The sequence below is a fragment of the Natronospira elongata genome, from assembly GCF_034931365.1.
In the GTDB taxonomy this organism is placed as follows: Bacteria; Pseudomonadota; Gammaproteobacteria; order Natronospirales; family Natronospiraceae; genus Natronospira; species Natronospira elongata.
The window spans coordinates 35,001-51,350 of sequence record NZ_JAYGII010000015.1 but is presented as its reverse complement, the minus strand read 5'-3'; the positions used below and the strand labels follow the sequence as shown (position 1 = coordinate 51,350).

The window sequence follows — 16,350 nt, the reverse complement described above, 5'->3', positions numbered from 1 at the left end:
ATTCGACATGCTTATCAGCGCTTTGCTAGTGCTTCATGTGATCGTGGCCATCGTCATCATCGTGGCCGTTCTTCTTCAGCAAGGGCAGGGTGCCAATGCGGGTGCCGCCTTTGGTGCCGGTTCTTCGGGTACCGTGTTTGGTGCTCGTGGCGCGGCCAGCTTTCTCAGTCGTCTGACGGCGGTGTTGGCGGCGGTGTTCATGCTTAACAGCACGGCGCTGGCCTGGATTGCTGCCCGTGATGTGGGTGAGCCTGGTTCCCTGCTTGAGCGGATCGAGCCGGTACCGCAGTTGCAGGAAGAGCTTGTTCCCGAAGATGAGGAAGACGAGAACGAGCGCGATGAAGACGAGCTGGATCTGCCGCCCCCGGATAGTCACTGAAAGGCTGTATCAGGGGTGCCTGAATCGGTCCGAACATGCTAGAATTCGGGCCTTCGTTGAGACCCTGTCTCAGTGAGCCAGCAAGAGTAAATGCCGAAGTGGTGGAATTGGTAGACACGCTGTCTTGAGGGGGCAGTGGCCTAACGGCCGTGCCGGTTCGAGTCCGGCCTTCGGCACCATTTCCAGGAAGCCGCCCGAACTCCGGGCGGTTTCTGCAAGAGCCAAGGGAAGATCCTGAAGGGATGCCCCAATGGATCGACCCGCGGCGCCAGTTCAGGGCCATCAGCCGAACCCGGATCCACCCGGGTTCCTGTGCTGGTTGACCTGGGTCAAGGTTACCCGGGGCTGAAGCAGGTAGTTTTTGCTGCCTTCAGCTATAAGCCCCTTCATCTGACTCTGGGACGCGGGAACATGCTGGAAAATTACATCCCCATCCTTATCTTTCTGGGAATCTCCACGGGGCTTGGTGTGGTGCTGCTGCTGGTGGGGGTCATCCTCGGCCCGCAGAATCCCGACGCCGAGAAAAACTCTCCCTATGAGTGTGGCTTCGAGGCCTTCGAAGACACCCGCATGAAATTTGATGTCCGCTATTACCTGGTGGCCATCCTGTTCATTATCTTTGACCTGGAAATCGCTTTCCTCTTTCCCTGGGCCGTGGCCCTGGACGGGATCGGCATGTTCGGTTTCCTGGCCATGATGATCTTCCTTGCCGTGCTTGTTGTCGGCTTCATTTATGAGTGGAAGAAAGGTGCGCTGGAATGGGAGTAGAAAACGGCGTAATGGAACGCGGCTTTGTCACCACCTCGGTTGACAAGCTCTACAACTGGGCTCGTACCGGTTCCATGTGGCCCATGACATTCGGTCTGGCCTGCTGTGCAGTGGAAATGATGCATGCCGGCGCCGCCCGTTATGACATGGACCGTTTTGGAGTGCTCTTCCGGCCGAGTCCCAGGCAGTCGGACGTGATGATCGTTGCCGGCACTCTGTGTAACAAGATGGCCCCCGCGCTGCGCAAGGTCTATGACCAGATGGCCGAGCCCCGCTGGGTGATCTCCATGGGGTCCTGCGCCAACGGTGGCGGCTATTATCACTACTCCTATGCAGTAACCCGCGGCTGTGACCGAGTTGTTCCGGTGGATATTTATGTCCCCGGATGTCCGCCGTCCGCCGAGCAGTTGCTGTACGGCATCATTCAGCTGCAGAACAAGATTCGACGTACCAACACCATCGCCCGCTGATCAGGTCGCTATCATGAGCAAGTGGATTGATTCCCTGCACGAGGCGGTTACGGACCGTTTCGGCGACAAACTGAAGCGCGTGGACAGCCACGCCGGTGAGCTCACCTACGAGGTGGCGCCGGAGGATTTGCTGGAAGTCTGTCGCGCTCTCAGGGACGAAAAGCCTTTCAATTTCGAACAGGCCATGGATGTATGTGGAGTCGACTATCTTGCCTATGGCAAGAGTCAGTGGGCTACCGACAAGAGTACCTCCATGGGCTTTAGCCGTGGGGTGGAGCGCACTGCCACTCACGCTTTTGCCTCTGCCGACGAAGCCGATGACATGGAAAAGCGCTTCGCGGTGGTTTACCACCTGCTGTCCGTGTCCCGAAATCAGCGGCTGCGTCTTCGGTGCTGGTGCCCGCCTCAGGATCCGCCGGTCATTGATTCGGTTTGCGAAATCTGGAGTGGTGCGAACTGGTTTGAACGGGAGACCTTCGATCTCTTCGGAATCCTCTTCAAGGGGCATCCGGATCTGAGAAGGATTCTCACGGATTACGGCTTTGTCGGTCATCCCTTCCGCAAGGACTTCCCCCTGATCGGCAACGTCGAAGTACGTTACGACCCGGAAAAGCGGCGCGTGGTCTATCAGCCGGTTTCCATCGAACCCCGTACCACGGTGCCCAAGGTGATCCGTGAAGATCACCAGTACGTGGAAGGCTTCAAGGAGTCGTCCCGCGATGCCTGAGATTCAAAGCTACACAATGAACTTCGGTCCGCAGCACCCGGCGGCTCACGGTGTGCTTCGGCTGATCCTGGAGATGGAAGGGGAGGTCATCCGCCGCGTTGATCCCCATATCGGCTTGCTGCACCGGGCGACCGAGAAGCTGGCCGAGAACAAGCCCTACAATCACAGCATCGGCTACATGGACCGTCTCGACTACGTGTCCATGATGTGCAATGAGCATGCCTATGTGATGGCCATCGAAAAACTGATGGGTATCGAGGCCCCCATTCGCGCCCAGTACATTCGTGTGCTCTACGATGAGTTGACCCGGATTGCCAATCACTTGCTCTGGATTGGTGCTCATGGCCTCGATATCGGCGCCATGACGGTCTTCCTCTACGCCTTCCGCGAGCGGGAAGACATTATGGATATGTACGAGGCGGTCTCCGGTGCTCGCATGCACGCCGCTTACTACCGTCCGGGCGGTGTCTATCGTGATCTGCCCGACAGCATGCCCAAGTACGATTATTCCAAGTGGCGCAGCAAGAAGGACGTGGATCGCCGTAACGAGGTACGGGAAGGTTCCCTGCTGGATTTCATCGAGGATTTCGTTGATCGCTTTCCGGGTTGCGTTGATCAGTATGAGACCCTGCTGACCGATAACCGGATCTGGAAGCAGCGTACCGTTGGTATTGCCGAAGTAAGCCCGGAGCGCGCTCTGCAGCTGGGCTTCTCCGGCCCCATGCTGCGTGGCTCCGGCATTGAGTGGGATCTGCGCAAGAAGCAGCCCTATGAAGTTTATGACCGTCTGGATTTCCAGATTCCCGTAGGCGCCAATGGTGACTGTTACGACCGCTATCTGGTGCGCATCGAGGAGATGCGTCAGTCAGCCAAGATCGCCAAGCAATGCATCAAGTGGCTGCGTGAGAATCCCGGGCCGGTGATCGTGGATGATCACAAGGTCGCCCCGCCCAAGCGCTGGGAAATGAAGGAAAGCATGGAAGCGCTGATCCACCACTTCAAGCTCTTCACCGAGGGCTATGTCTTGCCCGAGGGAGAGGTCTACGCTGCGGTGGAGCAGCCCAAGGGCGAGTTTGGTATCTACCTGGTCTCTGACGGCGCCAATAAGCCCTATCGGGTGAAGATTCGCGCATCGGGCTTTGCCCACCTGGCTGCCATGGATGAAATGTGCCGGGGCCATATGCTGGCGGACCTGGTCGCCGTGATTGGTACACAGGATATCGTTTTCGGGGAGATTGACCGGTGAAGTACAAGGCCACCAAGGAATTCCTGCCCGAGGACATGCGGGCCTATATTGATCGCTGCATTGCCAAGTATCCCGAAGGGCAGCAGCGCTCGGCGGTACTTGACGCCCTGCGTGAAGCACAGCATCACAACGGTGGTTATCTCACCGAGGAATGGATGGATGCGGTGGCGGATCATCTTCAGCTTCCACCCATTGATGTCTATGAGGTAGCCACCTTCTATTCCATGTTCGAAACCAAGCCGGTGGGTCGCAACAAGATTTCCATCTGCACCAATATCAGTTGCATGCTCAATGGCTCTGATCAGATCGTGGAGCATGTAGAGAACAAGCTGGGCGTCAAGGTTGGCCAGACCACGGAAGACGGCCGCGTCTTTCTCAAGTGTGAGGAAGAGTGTCTGGCTGCCTGCAAGGGTGCGCCCATGATGATGGTTAACCACGAATACCACGAAGATCTGACCATCGAGAAGGTGGACAAGATCATCGATTCCCTGGAGTAAGTGGGATGTCGGATACCTCGATCTGCTACAAGACGCTGGGCCACGACAAGCCATACAGTCTTGAGACCTATCTCAAGCTGGGTGGTTATGAGGCCTGGAAAAAGATCCTGAAGGAGAAGATCTCGCCCGAGGATGTGGTTGAGGAGGTCAAGGCCTCCGGTCTCCGCGGGCGGGGTGGGGCAGGTTTCCCCACCGGTCTCAAGTGGAGCTTCATGCCTCGGGATTTTCAGGGGCAGAAGTATGTAGTCTGTAACTCGGATGAAAGTGAGCCCGGGACCTGCAAGGACCGGGATATCCTTCGTTACAACCCCCACGCCGTGATCGAGGGCATGGCCATCGGTGGCTATGCCATGGGCGCTACCGTGGGCTACAACTACATCCGGGGCGAGTTCGAGCATGAGCCCTATCGACGCTTCGTCGATGCGCTCAAGGAAGCCTACGAGGCTGGGCTCCTGGGCAAGAATATTTTTGGCTCCGGCGTGAATTTCGATCTTTACGATCATCTCGGCGCTGGTGCCTATATCTGTGGTGAAGAGACGGCGTTGCTTGATTCCCTGGAAGGGAAGAAGGGCCTGCCCCGATTCAAGCCCCCGTTTCCGGCCCAGAAAGGCCTGTATGGTCAGCCCACCACGGTCAATAACACGGAGTCCTTTGCCCAGGTCCCGGACATCATTCGCAATGGCGCGGACTGGTTCAAGGCATTCGGTACCGAAAAGAGTGGCGGGCTCAAGTGCTTCTCGGTCAGCGGTCATGTAAGCAAGCCGGGTAACTTCGAGATTCCCCTGGGGACACCGTTCAAGGACCTGCTGGAGATGGCTGGCGGCATTCGCGATGGTCGAAAGCTGAAAGCGGTTATCCCCGGCGGCTCGTCGGTGCCGGTTGTTCGTGGCGAGGACATGCTGAAAGCGAACATGGATTATGAATCCGTGCAGGAAGCAGGCTCCATGCTGGGCTCCGGTGCGGTTATCATCATGGATGACAGTACCTGCATGGTTCGTGCCCTTGAATGCATTTCTCGCTTCTACTTCGCCGAGTCCTGTGGGCAGTGCACGCCCTGTCGTGAAGGCACCGGCTGGTTGAACCGGGTGCTGCGGCGGATGCTGGCGGGGCAGGGGCGTCCCTCGGACCTGGAGCTGCTGGAGAGTGCCGCCAACGGCATCATGGGGCACACCATCTGTGCTCTGGGTGATGCAGCGGCCATGCCGGTCAAGAGCTTCCTGGACCGCTTCCGTGACGAATTCGAGTATCTGGTTGAGAACGGCCGCCCCATGGTGGGTCCGGCTCGTCCGGCCCTGCCCGAGGCCGGGCCGCACAACATGGGTTTTGCGGTCTGAACCATAAAGAGTGCCTGACCCGCTCAATGCAACGGGTCCCTGTATAGATGCGAACGGATATGAGTGACGACACCGTCAAGTTTGAAATCAACGGCAAGCCGGTGGAAGGCCGGAAAGGCCAGATGGTCATCGAGGTGGCTGACCAGTACGGTGAGCGCATCCCGCGCTTCTGCTATCACCGTAAGCTGTCGGTTGCGGCCAACTGCCGCATGTGCCTGGTGGAAGTGGAGAAGGCGCCGAAGCCCATGCCTGCCTGTGCCACTCCCATTGGGGAGGGCATGAAGGTTTTCACGCACTCGTCCAAGGCGTTGTCGGCGCAGAAGAACACCATGGAGTTTTTGCTCATCAACCACCCGCTGGATTGCCCCATTTGCGACCAGGGTGGTGAGTGTGAGCTTCAGGATCTGGCCCTGGGCTTCGGTCGTGATATTTCCCGCTATACGGAAAGCAAGCGGGTGGTTCAGGACCCCGACCTGGGCCCACTAATTTCCACCGACATGACGCGTTGCATTCACTGCACCCGTTGTGTTCGCTTCACCGAGGAAGTGGGCGGTTTCAAGGAGCTGGGCGCGACCGGGCGTGGTGAGAACATGCGCATCGGTACCTATATCCAGCGGACCGTGGACCATGAGCTGTCCGGCAATGTGATCGATCTTTGCCCGGTGGGTGCGCTCAACAACAAGCCCTTCCGTTTCCGTGGCCGCTCCTGGGAAATGACCCAGCATGAAGCGGTCTCGCCTCATGATCCGGTGGGCAGTAACTTTTATGCCCATACCCTCCGGGGTGATTTCCTTCGGGCGGTGCCGCGGGAAAACGAATCCATCAACGAAACCTGGATGGCCGACCGGGACCGCTTCAGCTGTGAAGGGATCTACAGCGATGAACGCGTTCGCCAGCCCATGATTCGGGAAGGCGGCGAACTGCGCGAAGCCGGTTGGGATGAGGCCATTGAGGCCGCAGCCAACGGTCTGCGCGACATCATCCAGCGTGATGGTGGTGAGCAGCTTGGCGCCCTGGCAGGTGCGAGCGCCAGTCTGGAAGAGCTGTTCCTGTTCCAGCGTCTGGTCAGGGGGTTGGGTTCCAACAATCTCGATCATCGCCTGGGGCAGGGTGATTTTCGCAGCGATGATATCGAATCGCGGATGCCCGGTCTGGGCATGAAGATTGCCGATATTGAAAAACTGGATGCTGCCCTTGTGGTGGGTTCCAATACCCGCAAGGAAGCGCCGATGCTGGCGCATCGATTGCGCAAGGCGGCTCTCGCCGGTTCGCGGGTGAGCTTCGTCAATCCGGCGGATTATGAGTTTCTGTTCCCGGTTTCCGCCTCTCTGGTGACCGGTGGCTCGAAGATGGTTGACGGCCTGGCCGAGGTGGCCGCGGCAGTGGCGAGCAAGCTCGGTAAGTCCCTGCCCGAGCCAGTGTTTGCATTGGCCGAGAAGGCCAAAGTCGGTGAGGAAGCCAAGGCCATCGCCGATGCCATCGCCGAGGGCGACAGGAAACTGGTGTTGCTGGGCCCGCTGGCCCGCTCCCATCCCCAGTGGTCGGAGTTGCAGGCCCTGGCAGATGCCATTGCCGCCCTGAGCGGCGCGACTCTCGGCCACCTGCCGGAAGGGGGCAACGCGCCCGCCGCCTGGCTGGCTGGTGTGCTGCCTCATCGTGGTCCCGGCGGTCAAGGTCTGGGTCAGCCCGGTCTCGATGCCCGAGCGGTTTTCGAGCAGCCGCGCAAGGCCTATCTGTTGCTGAATTGTGAGCCGGAGCGTGAAGCCTGGGACAGTGCCGCAGCCGCCAAGGCATTGGCTGAAGCGCCGATGGTGGTGGCCATGGCCAGTTACTACACCCCGGCCCTGAAAGAATATGCCGATGTGATCCTGCCCGTGGGGACCTATGCCGAGAGTTTCGGTACCCGGGTCAATATCGAGGGCCGGTGGCAGAGTACGGCAGGGATCATCAATCCGGTGGGCGAGTCCCGTCCTGCCTGGAAGGTTCTCCGTGTTCTTGGCAGCGTCTTCGAGCTGGACGGTTTCGAGCAGATGGATGCCGAGACGGTACTGGCCGAGGCCCATGCCGAAATCGGTGAGCCGGCCCTGGATACCCGCCCCCAGGGGAGTGTGAAGCTGACTGCTGCAGCGCAGGCCAAGGGATATTGGCGTTTGGGTGAGCTGCCCATTTATGCCAGCGATCCCCTGGTTCGTCGTGCCGAGCCCCTGCAGCGGACGGTGGATGGTCGCATTGCCGTTCGCCTGTCAGCGGCGGACGCCGAGAAGCTGGGTGTGTCCGACGAGGGCAATGTGGTCGTCGGTGCCAACGGTGCTGCACGGGAACTGCCAGTGGTGATCGACGAAGGGTTGCCCGCCGGTTCGGTGGTCGTCCCCACTGGTAGTGAGCTGACCCGGGGGCTGGGCCCCCGTCATGGCACCATCGAGGTCAAGAAAGCCTGATTTGGCTGGCTGAATAACAGGAATGACGAGCGCGATGACGGATTTCTTCATAGAACAATGGGAGGCCTTGCCGCCGGCCCTGCAGACGGTGCTAAGCGCCAGTTTCCAGATCGGCATCCTGTTGCTGGTCCTGATCCTCATGGTGGCCTATTACACCTACGCTGAGCGCCGGGTGATTGGCTTCATGCAGGGCAGGATGGGCCCCAACCGGGTGGGTCCCTGGGGGCTTCTGCAGCCGTTTGCGGATGTCATCAAGCTGGTGCTCAAGGAAATCATTGTTCCCAGCAATTCCAGCCGCTTCCTGTTCGTTATCGCGCCGTTGCTGTCCATTGCCCCGGCCTTCGCTGCCTGGGCGGTGATTCCTTTCCAGGACGGCATGGTGATTGCCGATATCAATGCCGGCCTGCTGTATCTGCTGGCGCTCACTTCCCTGAGTGTTTACGGCGTCATCCTGGCCGGTTGGGCATCCAACTCGAAGTACGCCTTCCTGGGCTCCATGCGTTCGGCGGCGCAGATCGTTGCTTATGAGATTGCCATGGGTTTTGCCCTGGTCGGTGTGCTCATGGCTGCGGGCAGTCTGAACCTCAATGACATTGTCATGCGCCAGGACGGGGGCGTGCTGCATTGGTTCCTGATTCCGCTCTTCCCCCTGTTTGTGGTGTATTTCATCTCCGGGGTGGCCGAGACCAACCGAGCCCCGTTTGATGTGCCGGAAGGGGAGTCCGAAATCGTTGCCGGCTTCCATGTGGAGTATTCGGGCACTGGTTTTGCCATCTTCTTCCTGGCTGAATATGCCAACATGATCCTGATCTCGGCTCTGACGGCGCTGTTCTTCTTCGGCGGCTGGTTGAGCCCTTTCCAGGGTGTCCCTCTTGTTGGTGACACATTCCTGGGCCAGAGCAGTATCGCCTGGTTCGCGGTTAAGACCTTCTTCTTCATGTTCGTCTTCCTGTGGTTCCGGGCTACCTTCCCCCGCTACCGCTATGATCAGATCATGCGTCTGGGCTGGAAGGTGTTCATTCCCATTACCATCGTCTGGATCGTGGTGCTCGGCCTGATGATCCTGTTTGATATCGGTCCATGGTTCAGCTGAGGCAGTCATGAACGCAATTAGCAGTTACGTAAAAAGTCTGTTTCTCTGGGAGCTGCTTCTGGGCTTGCGCCTGACGCTCAAGCATTTCTTCATGCCCAAGAGCACCATTCGCTATCCCGAAGAAAAGACGCCCAAGTCGCCTCGTTATCGCGGGATGCACGCCCTTCGTCGTTATCCCAGCGGCGAGGAACGTTGCATTGCCTGTAAATTGTGCGAGGCGGTCTGTCCGGCCCTGGCAATTACCATCGATTCGGATGTGCGCGAAGACGGCACTCGCCGCACCACCCGTTACGACATCGATATGTTCAAGTGCATCTATTGCGGCTTCTGCGAAGAGGCCTGTCCGGTGGATGCCATCGTGGAAACCAGCTTCACCGAGTATCACTTCGAGGAGCGGGGTCAGCAGATCATGACCAAGGACAAGCTCCTGGCAATCGGTGACAAGCTGGAACCGCAGATTGCGGCTGACCGGGCCATTGAAAGCCGGTACCGCTGATTGGCGGAATGAATCCCATACGCGCTTGAGACAAGGCAGCGGAGAGTAGCAAGGCATGGAACTGGTCATCTTTTACACATTTGCCGCCCTGGTAGTCGGTGCGGCCCTGGGTGTCATTACCGCCCGCAACCCCGTTCATTCGGTGTTGTTCCTGGTCATGGCCTTCGTCTTCAGCGCAGGCCTGTGGATTCTCATGGAGGCGGAGTTCTTGGGGATTGCCCTGATTCTGGTCTACGTCGGGGCGGTGATGGTGCTTTTCCTCTTCGTGGTGATGATGTTGGATATCAATGTCGCCACGATTCGAAGTGGATTCGCCCGAAATGCACCCCTGGGCGTGGCGGTGGCGGCAGCGCTCATTGGCATGCTGGCCTATGTGTTTTGGGTGCGTGATCTGGGTATTGAAATGATGGAGCGGCCCGAACGAGCAGCGGCGGATTACGACAATACCGGTGCCCTGGGTCAGCTCATGTACACGGAATATGTCTATCCCTTTGAAATCGCGGGCATCATTCTGCTCGTGGGGATTGTGGCGGCCATTGCCCTGACCATGCGTCGGCGTGAGGGCACCAAGCACCAGGATCCGGCCAAACAGGTACGGGTCCGCAGGGAAGACCGTGTACGGCTGGTTAACATGCCTGCCGAGAAGAAAGACTGAATCGCGCAGGGACTGGACAGACTTCAGGGGTTGTGATGATTACTCTCTATCATTATCTGATTCTGAGCGGTGTGCTGTTCAGCCTCAGCGTGGCCGGTATCTTCATGAACCGGAAAAACGTGCTGTTGTTGCTGATGTGCATCGAATTGATGTTGTTGGCGGTAAATACCAACTTCATCGCATTTTCTTACTTCTTGCAGGATCTGGCTGGCCAGATCTTCGTGTTCTTTATTTTGACAGTGGCAGCGGCAGAGGCTGCCATCGGTCTGGCCATTCTCGTGGTGCTGTTCAGGAACAAGAACACCATCAATGTGGAAGACCTTGATGCCATGAAGGGCTGATTTCCGCCCGGAAGTAGCAGACGCGGGGCCGCCGGCTAACGGTCGGCCAACGTAAGAGACCATTATTCCGATTGGGAAGTTAGGGATGGAAAACGTCTATCTGACAATCGTGCTTGCACCGTTGATTGCCGCCATCATTGCCGGCTTTTTTGGGCGCAAGATCGGAACTACCGGTGCCCACTGGGTGACTATCGTTGGTGTCGGTATTTCCTTCCTGCTTTCGCTGCGCGTTTTCTGGGATCAGTGGCTCGGCGGTGCCGAGGTCTTCAATGGTTCTGTCTACACCTGGATGGTCAGCGAAGGTGTGCGTTTCGAGGTGGGCTTCCTCATTGACCGGCTGTCGGCAATGATGATGACCGTGGTTACCTTCGTTTCCCTGATGGTGCACATCTACACCATCGGGTATATGAAGGGTGACCCCGGCTACCAGCGCTTCTTCGCCTATATTTCCCTGTTCACCTTCGCCATGCTCATGCTGGTGATGTCCAACAACTTCCTTCAGCTCTTCTTCGGCTGGGAAGCGGTTGGTGTGGTGTCCTATTTGCTGATCGGCTTCTGGTACAAGCGGCCCTCGGCCATTCACGCCAATCTCAAGGCTTTTCTGATCAACCGGGTAGGGGATTTCGGTTTCCTCCTGGGTATTGCCGCCATCTTCCTGTATTTCAACAGCATGGATTATGCCGAGGTCTTTGCCGCCGCGCCGGGCGTGGAAGGGGAGACCATGTCCATCATTGCCGGCTGGGAATGGTCGGTAATGACGGTGATCTGCATTCTGCTGTTCATCGGTGCCATGGGTAAGTCTGCTCAGGTGCCGCTGCACACCTGGCTGCCGGATTCCATGGAAGGCCCCACGCCCATTTCGGCGCTGATCCACGCCGCCACCATGGTGACGGCCGGTATCTACATGGTGGCCCGGATGTCACCCATGTTTGAGCTCTCGGTCACGGCCCTGAGTGTGGTCCTTATCGTTGGCGCGGTCACCGCGCTTTTCATGGGTATCCTTGGTCTGGTCCAGCATGACATCAAGCGTGTTGTGGCCTATTCGACCCTGTCGCAGCTTGGTTACATGACGGTGGCCCTGGGCGTGTCTGCCTATGCTGCGGGCATTTTCCATCTCATGACTCACGCCTTCTTCAAGGCGCTGCTGTTCCTCGCCGCCGGCTCGGTCATTATCGCCATGCATCACATCCAGGATATGCGGCAGATGGGCGGCCTGCGCAAATACATGCCGATCACCTACTGGACCTGTCTGATTGGTGCTCTGGCGCTGATCGGCTTCCCCGGCTTTTCGGGCTTCTTCTCGAAAGACGGCATCATCGAGGCAGTGGCCCTGTCTGAGATTCCCGGCGCGACCTTCGCCTATTGGGCGGTGTTGATCGGGGTCTTTGTGACCGCGCTATATACCTTCCGGATGTTCTTCCTGACCTTCCACGGGGAAGAGCGCATGGATGACCACACCCGCAAGGATCTCAAGGAAAGCCCCTGGGTAGTGACCGTGCCGCTGATTCTGCTCGCCATTCCGTCAGTGATTGTCGGCGCGCCCTTTGTCAGCTCCATGCTGCTGGGGGATTTCTTTGCCGAGGGTATCCACGTTGCGGCCGAACGGGATGTTCTGGCCATGCTGGGCGAGAAGTATGACGGTGCCATGGCTCTGCTCATGCACGGTCTGGTGGCGCCGCCGGTCTATCTCGCCTTTGCCGGTGTGGCACTGGCATGGTTCCTGTGGCTCAAGCGGCCGGACATTCCCGCGGCCATGGCGCAGCGCTTCTCGGCCGTGCACAAGCTGCTGGAGAACAAATACTACTTTGACCACCTCAACGAGAAGCTCATCGCGCCCGCCGGGCGTGGTCTGGGCCGGCTGTTCTGGCAGGTGGGTGATGTCCGCCTGATCGACGGCCTGGTGGTCAACGGTTCCGCCCGTCTGGTGGGCTGGGTGTCGGGCGTTGCCCGTCGTGTCCAGACCGGTTTCCTTTATCACTACGCATTCGCCATGGTTATCGGGCTTACCGCGCTCGTTGCCTGGCTTATCCTGCGCTGATCGGACGAAAAGGGATAGCAAGCAATGTTTGAAACTCTGCCACTGCTGAGTCTCCTGATCTGGCTGCCGATCATCGGCGGGATCGCCGTGCTGTTTGCCGACCGCTTCGGGCTCGGCGACGTGCGCTGGTGGGCCCTGGGCATTTCCTCGCTGGTCTTTATCCTCAGTATTCCGCTCTGGACTGCCTTTGATACCACCACCGCAGCCATGCAGTTTGAAGAGCGCCTGCCCTGGATCGAGACCCTGGGTGCCTACTATCACCTGGGTGTGGATGGCATTTCCATGCCCATGATTCTGCTGACCACCTTCATGACCGTGTTGGTGGTCATTGCCGGGTGGATGACGATCCAGAAGCGGCCTGCCCAGTATTTTGCAGCCTTCCTGTTCCTGGAGGGGATCACCATTGGCGTGTTCTCAGCCCTGGACATGGTGCTCTTCTATGTCTTCTGGGAAGCACTGCTGATTCCGATGTTCATTATCATCGGCATCTGGGGTGGGCCGAACCGGGTCTATGCCACCATCAAGTTCTTCCTCTATACCTTCTTCGGCTCGGTCTTCATGCTGGTGGCCTTCATCTACCTGTATGTCCAGACTGGCAGTACTTCGGTGTTCAGTTTCCATCTGGCGCCGTTGAGCATGACCGAGCAGATGTGGATATTCATTGCCTTCCTGCTCGCATTCGCCGTCAAGGTCCCGATGTGGCCGGTTCACACCTGGTTGCCTGATGCCCACGTTGAGGCACCCACGGGCGGTTCGGTGATCCTGGCGGCAATTCTGCTGAAGCTGGGCGCCTATGGTTTCCTGCGCTTCAGTCTGCCAATTACTCCGGACGCCAGTGCCGAACTGGCCTGGCTGTTGGTGGTGTTGTCGCTTATCGCGGTAGCCTACATCGGTTTCGTGGCCCTGGTTCAGTCGGACATGAAGAAGCTGATTGCCTATTCGTCCATTGCCCATATGGGCTTCGCCACGCTGGGCTTCTTCGTGGGTTACCTGATTCTGGCCTCCACCGGTGATGTCTCCGGTGCCGCTTTCGGTATTCAGGGCGGCATCGTCCAGATGGTCTCCCATGGCTTCATATCCGGCGCGCTATTCCTCTGTGTTGGCGTCATGTATGACCGCATTCACAGTCGGGAGATTGCCGATTACGGTGGCGTGGTGAACAAGATGCCGGTGTTTGCGGCCTTCATGGTTCTCTTCGCCATGGCCAATGCCGGCCTGCCGGGCACGTCCGGCTTCGTGGGTGAGTTCATGGTCATCCTGGCCAGTTTCCGGGCCGATTTCTGGATTGCCTTCATCGCTGCCCTGACGCTGATTCTGGGTGCGGCCTATACCCTCTGGATGGTCAAGCGGGTGATCTTCGGTGATGTGGCCAACGAGAAGGTGGCTTCTCTCACTGATATCAATCGTCGGGAAGTGTTGCTCCTTTCGGCTCTGGCCGTGCCCACCCTGCTGTTGGGTGTGTGGCCATCGCCCCTGATTGACGTCATCGCGCCCAGTGTCGAGGCCCTCGTCGAACACATGATGCAGAGCAAGATCTGATTCAGGAGTCTGTGGGGAACATGAATTTCCAAGTGCCAGATTTCACGCCTGTCATCCCGGAGATGTTTGTCGCCGGGATGGCCTGTCTCGTTCTCATGGTGGACCTGTTCCTCTCGGATCGGAACCGGGTTGTGACCCACTGGTTGACTCTGGCCACGCTGGCCGGTGCTGCCATTCTCACCTGGACGATCATGGGCGAGGCGGCCACCTTCACCTTTGGCGGCATGTTCATCGGTGACAGCCTGGCCCATGTGCTGAAGCTGTTTCTCTATCTGTCCCTGGCGGTTGTGCTGATCTATTCCCGTGCCTATCTGGAAGAGCGGGGCATGTTCAAGGGTGAGTATTATCTGCTCAGCCTGACGGCCTTGCTGGGTATGATGATCATGGTCTCCGGCCATAACCTGCTGGTGATCTACCTTGGCCTGGAGCTGCTGTCGCTGTCTCTTTATGCCATGGTGGCCTTCAACCGGGCCTCGGCCAACGCGGCCGAAGCCGCCATGAAGTACTTCGTGCTCGGCGCGATTGCTTCCGGTGTCCTCCTTTATGGCATGTCCATTCTCTATGGCGTGACCGGCTCCCTGGACGTGGGCGAGATTGCCGTTTATGTGTCCGAGGCCGAGATTTCCCATATTGGCCTGTCTCTGGCGCTGAGCTTCATCCTCGTGGGGCTGGCCTTCAAGATCGGGGCGGTGCCTTTCCACATGTGGATCCCCGATGTTTACCATGGTGCGCCCACTGCCGTGACCCTGTTTGTGGGCTCGGCACCGAAGATCGCCGCCTTTGCCCTCTTCATGCGGCTCCTGGCCGACGGCTTCGGTGGCTTCCACGAGGCCTGGCAGGGGATGCTCATTGTCCTTGCGGTTCTCTCCATGGCCGTGGGCAGCTTCCTGGCCATCGCGCAGACGAACATCAAGCGGATGCTGGCCTATTCGACCATCACGCACATGGGTTTCATTCTCATGGGGGTAATGGCCGGGACTTCCCTGGGTTATCAGGCAGCCATGTTCTATACCCTGGTCTACGTGCTCATGGCCGCCGGCGCCTTCGGCATGATCATCCTCATGAGTGCCCGGGGTCGGGAAGCGGAAAATATCGACGATTTCCGCGGCCTCAACGAGCGTAGTCCCTGGTATGCCGCCTGCATGGCCATGCTGATGTTCGGCATGGCGGGGGTGCCGCCCCTGGCCGGCTTCCATGCCAAGCTCTCGGTGATCAACGCCGCCATTGACGCGGGCTGGGTCTGGATGGCTGTGGCGGCGGTGGTGTTTGCGATCATTTCCGCCTTCTACTACCTGCGGGTGGTCAAGGTGATGTATTTCGACAGCGCCGAGAACGAAGATCTGCCCGTGCCCGAGGGGCGCCTGGGTGTGCGGGCGCTGTTGAGCACCAACGCTCTGGTTGTGCTTGCCCTGGGCATGTTCCCCGGTTTGCTGATGGGGGTCTGCGTCTACGCCTTTGCCTGATTCGCTGGCCGGGCCGCCGGGGAACCAAAACCCGTTGGTCCGGTCTATCGGATACGGCGGGAAATTACTCAGGTTTTTTGTCTGCCATGCCAGGAAGGCCTTGAAAAAAAGGCGCCGCTTACATACAATGGCGTCTTGCCGGATGCGGGGTGGAGCAGTCTGGCAGCTCGTCGGGCTCATAACCCGAAGGTCGCAGGTTCGAATCCTGCCCCCGCTACCACTTTCCACGTGAAAGGCCCCTCCGGGGCCTTTTTCGTTGGCGGCGGCTCGACCGGCCCTCCGGGGTCCGGTTCGGAATGCAGGCGCATTTCGTACAGTCGGGACCCCTGCAGGGGGTCGATGCTGAAGGGGCCGTTGCGGCCCCTTTTTCGTATGGGCTGCCAGAAAAATTTGAGGAATTTGGCGTTAATGAAAGAACAACTGATCGAACTGCTGGAGCCTGCCATCAAGGGCATGGGCTTTGACCTGATCGAGTTGGAGTTCAAGCCCGGCGGTGATCTGCTGCGTCTCTATATCGATATCGAGCGCGGCGTCACCGTGGATGATTGTGAGGCGGTCAGCAGGCAGGTCAGCGGGATCCTGGACGTTGAGGACCCGATTCCGGGGCGTTACACCCTGGAAGTGTCATCCCCGGGTATTGAGCGCCCGCTGCGGACTCTGGCCCATTTCGAGCATTTTGCCGGAGAGCGGGTCCGTGTGCAGTTGGACGCCCCCTTTGAAGGGCGCCGCCGCTTCAAGGGGCTGCTCCTGGGGGTGGAAGACGAATTGGTGAAAGTGCAGGTGGACGATGAAGTCTACGAACTGCCCTTTGAACGTATCGATAAAGCACGACTCGCGCCCAAGCAGTGAGTCGGAAGTCATGCGAC

At 58.6% G+C, this 16,350-nt stretch carries 16 protein-coding genes and 2 tRNA genes; all 18 read left to right on the top strand.

From position 1 onward, the window contains the following. Positions 1-7 precede the first annotated feature (7 nt). The 18 genes from secG to rimP all read left to right on the top strand — a co-directional run bounded on the left by secG (position 8) and on the right by rimP (position 16,333). Positions 8-379, top strand: coding sequence for a preprotein translocase subunit SecG (gene secG / locus VCB98_RS08315; protein WP_346051619.1), 372 nt, complete (start codon positions 8-10; stop codon positions 377-379). Positions 380-471: 92 nt separating this feature from the next. Then, positions 472-558: transfer RNA gene (locus VCB98_RS08310), tRNA-Leu, on the top strand. A gap of 232 nt (positions 559-790) precedes the next feature. Further along, complete coding sequence (locus VCB98_RS08305) at positions 791-1,147, top strand: NADH-quinone oxidoreductase subunit A (protein WP_346051617.1); 357 nt, start codon at positions 791-793, stop codon at positions 1,145-1,147. Next, positions 1,138-1,617: a NuoB/complex I 20 kDa subunit family protein gene (locus VCB98_RS08300; protein ID WP_346051615.1), complete on the top strand. Its 480-nt coding sequence runs from the start codon at positions 1,138-1,140 to the stop codon at positions 1,615-1,617. Before VCB98_RS08305 ends, VCB98_RS08300 begins: the two co-directional genes overlap by 10 nt. A 13-nt stretch (positions 1,618-1,630) precedes the next feature. After that, entirely contained in the window at positions 1,631-2,344 is a 714-nt protein-coding gene (locus VCB98_RS08295; protein WP_346051613.1) for an NADH-quinone oxidoreductase subunit C, read from the top strand. Continuing rightward, a complete protein-coding gene (locus VCB98_RS08290) occupies positions 2,337-3,590 on the top strand; it encodes an NADH-quinone oxidoreductase subunit D (RefSeq protein WP_346051611.1) in 1,254 nt (417 codons plus the stop codon). The genes VCB98_RS08295 and VCB98_RS08290 overlap by 8 nt, the downstream gene beginning before the upstream one ends. A gap of 35 nt (positions 3,591-3,625) precedes the next feature. After that, a complete protein-coding gene (locus tag VCB98_RS08285; protein ID WP_346051663.1) occupies positions 3,626-4,087 on the top strand; it encodes an NADH-quinone oxidoreductase subunit NuoE family protein in 462 nt (153 codons plus the stop codon). Between the two features lie 5 nt (positions 4,088-4,092). Continuing rightward, the gene (gene nuoF, locus VCB98_RS08280; RefSeq protein WP_346051610.1) at positions 4,093-5,421 is read left to right on the top strand and encodes an NADH-quinone oxidoreductase subunit NuoF; all 1,329 of its coding nucleotides are present in this window, start codon (positions 4,093-4,095) and stop codon (positions 5,419-5,421) included. 59 nt (positions 5,422-5,480) lie between these two features. Continuing rightward, positions 5,481-7,859: an NADH-quinone oxidoreductase subunit NuoG gene (gene nuoG / locus VCB98_RS08275; protein WP_346051608.1), complete on the top strand. Its 2,379-nt coding sequence runs from the start codon at positions 5,481-5,483 to the stop codon at positions 7,857-7,859. A 34-nt stretch (positions 7,860-7,893) separates the two neighbouring features. Then, positions 7,894-8,952: an NADH-quinone oxidoreductase subunit NuoH gene (gene nuoH, locus VCB98_RS08270; RefSeq protein ID WP_346051606.1), complete on the top strand. Its 1,059-nt coding sequence runs from the start codon at positions 7,894-7,896 to the stop codon at positions 8,950-8,952. A gap of 7 nt (positions 8,953-8,959) precedes the next feature. Continuing rightward, on the top strand, positions 8,960-9,448 hold the full coding sequence (gene nuoI / locus VCB98_RS08265) for an NADH-quinone oxidoreductase subunit NuoI (protein WP_346051603.1): 489 nt from the start codon (positions 8,960-8,962) through the stop codon (positions 9,446-9,448). 55 nt (positions 9,449-9,503) lie between these two features. Continuing rightward, on the top strand, positions 9,504-10,103 hold the full coding sequence (locus VCB98_RS08260; protein ID WP_346051601.1) for an NADH-quinone oxidoreductase subunit J: 600 nt from the start codon (positions 9,504-9,506) through the stop codon (positions 10,101-10,103). Positions 10,104-10,138: 35 nt separating this feature from the next. Then, on the top strand, positions 10,139-10,444 hold the full coding sequence (gene nuoK / locus VCB98_RS08255) for an NADH-quinone oxidoreductase subunit NuoK (RefSeq protein WP_346051599.1): 306 nt from the start codon (positions 10,139-10,141) through the stop codon (positions 10,442-10,444). Positions 10,445-10,529: 85 nt separating this feature from the next. Then, complete coding sequence (nuoL, locus tag VCB98_RS08250; protein ID WP_346051597.1) at positions 10,530-12,482, top strand: NADH-quinone oxidoreductase subunit L; 1,953 nt, start codon at positions 10,530-10,532, stop codon at positions 12,480-12,482. Between the two features lie 24 nt (positions 12,483-12,506). After that, positions 12,507-14,021 carry an NADH-quinone oxidoreductase subunit M gene (locus tag VCB98_RS08245; RefSeq protein ID WP_346051595.1) on the top strand — a complete coding sequence of 505 codons (1,515 nt, stop codon included), beginning with the start codon at positions 12,507-12,509 and terminating at the stop codon, positions 14,019-14,021. A gap of 20 nt (positions 14,022-14,041) precedes the next feature. Then, positions 14,042-15,484 carry an NADH-quinone oxidoreductase subunit NuoN gene (gene nuoN, locus VCB98_RS08240; RefSeq protein ID WP_346051593.1) on the top strand — a complete coding sequence of 481 codons (1,443 nt, stop codon included), beginning with the start codon at positions 14,042-14,044 and terminating at the stop codon, positions 15,482-15,484. A 143-nt stretch (positions 15,485-15,627) separates the two neighbouring features. Then, positions 15,628-15,704, top strand: a tRNA-Met gene (locus VCB98_RS08235). A gap of 188 nt (positions 15,705-15,892) precedes the next feature. Beyond that, positions 15,893-16,333, top strand: coding sequence for a ribosome maturation factor RimP (rimP, locus tag VCB98_RS08230; RefSeq protein WP_346051591.1), 441 nt, complete (start codon positions 15,893-15,895; stop codon positions 16,331-16,333). Positions 16,334-16,350: the final 17 nt, after the last annotated feature.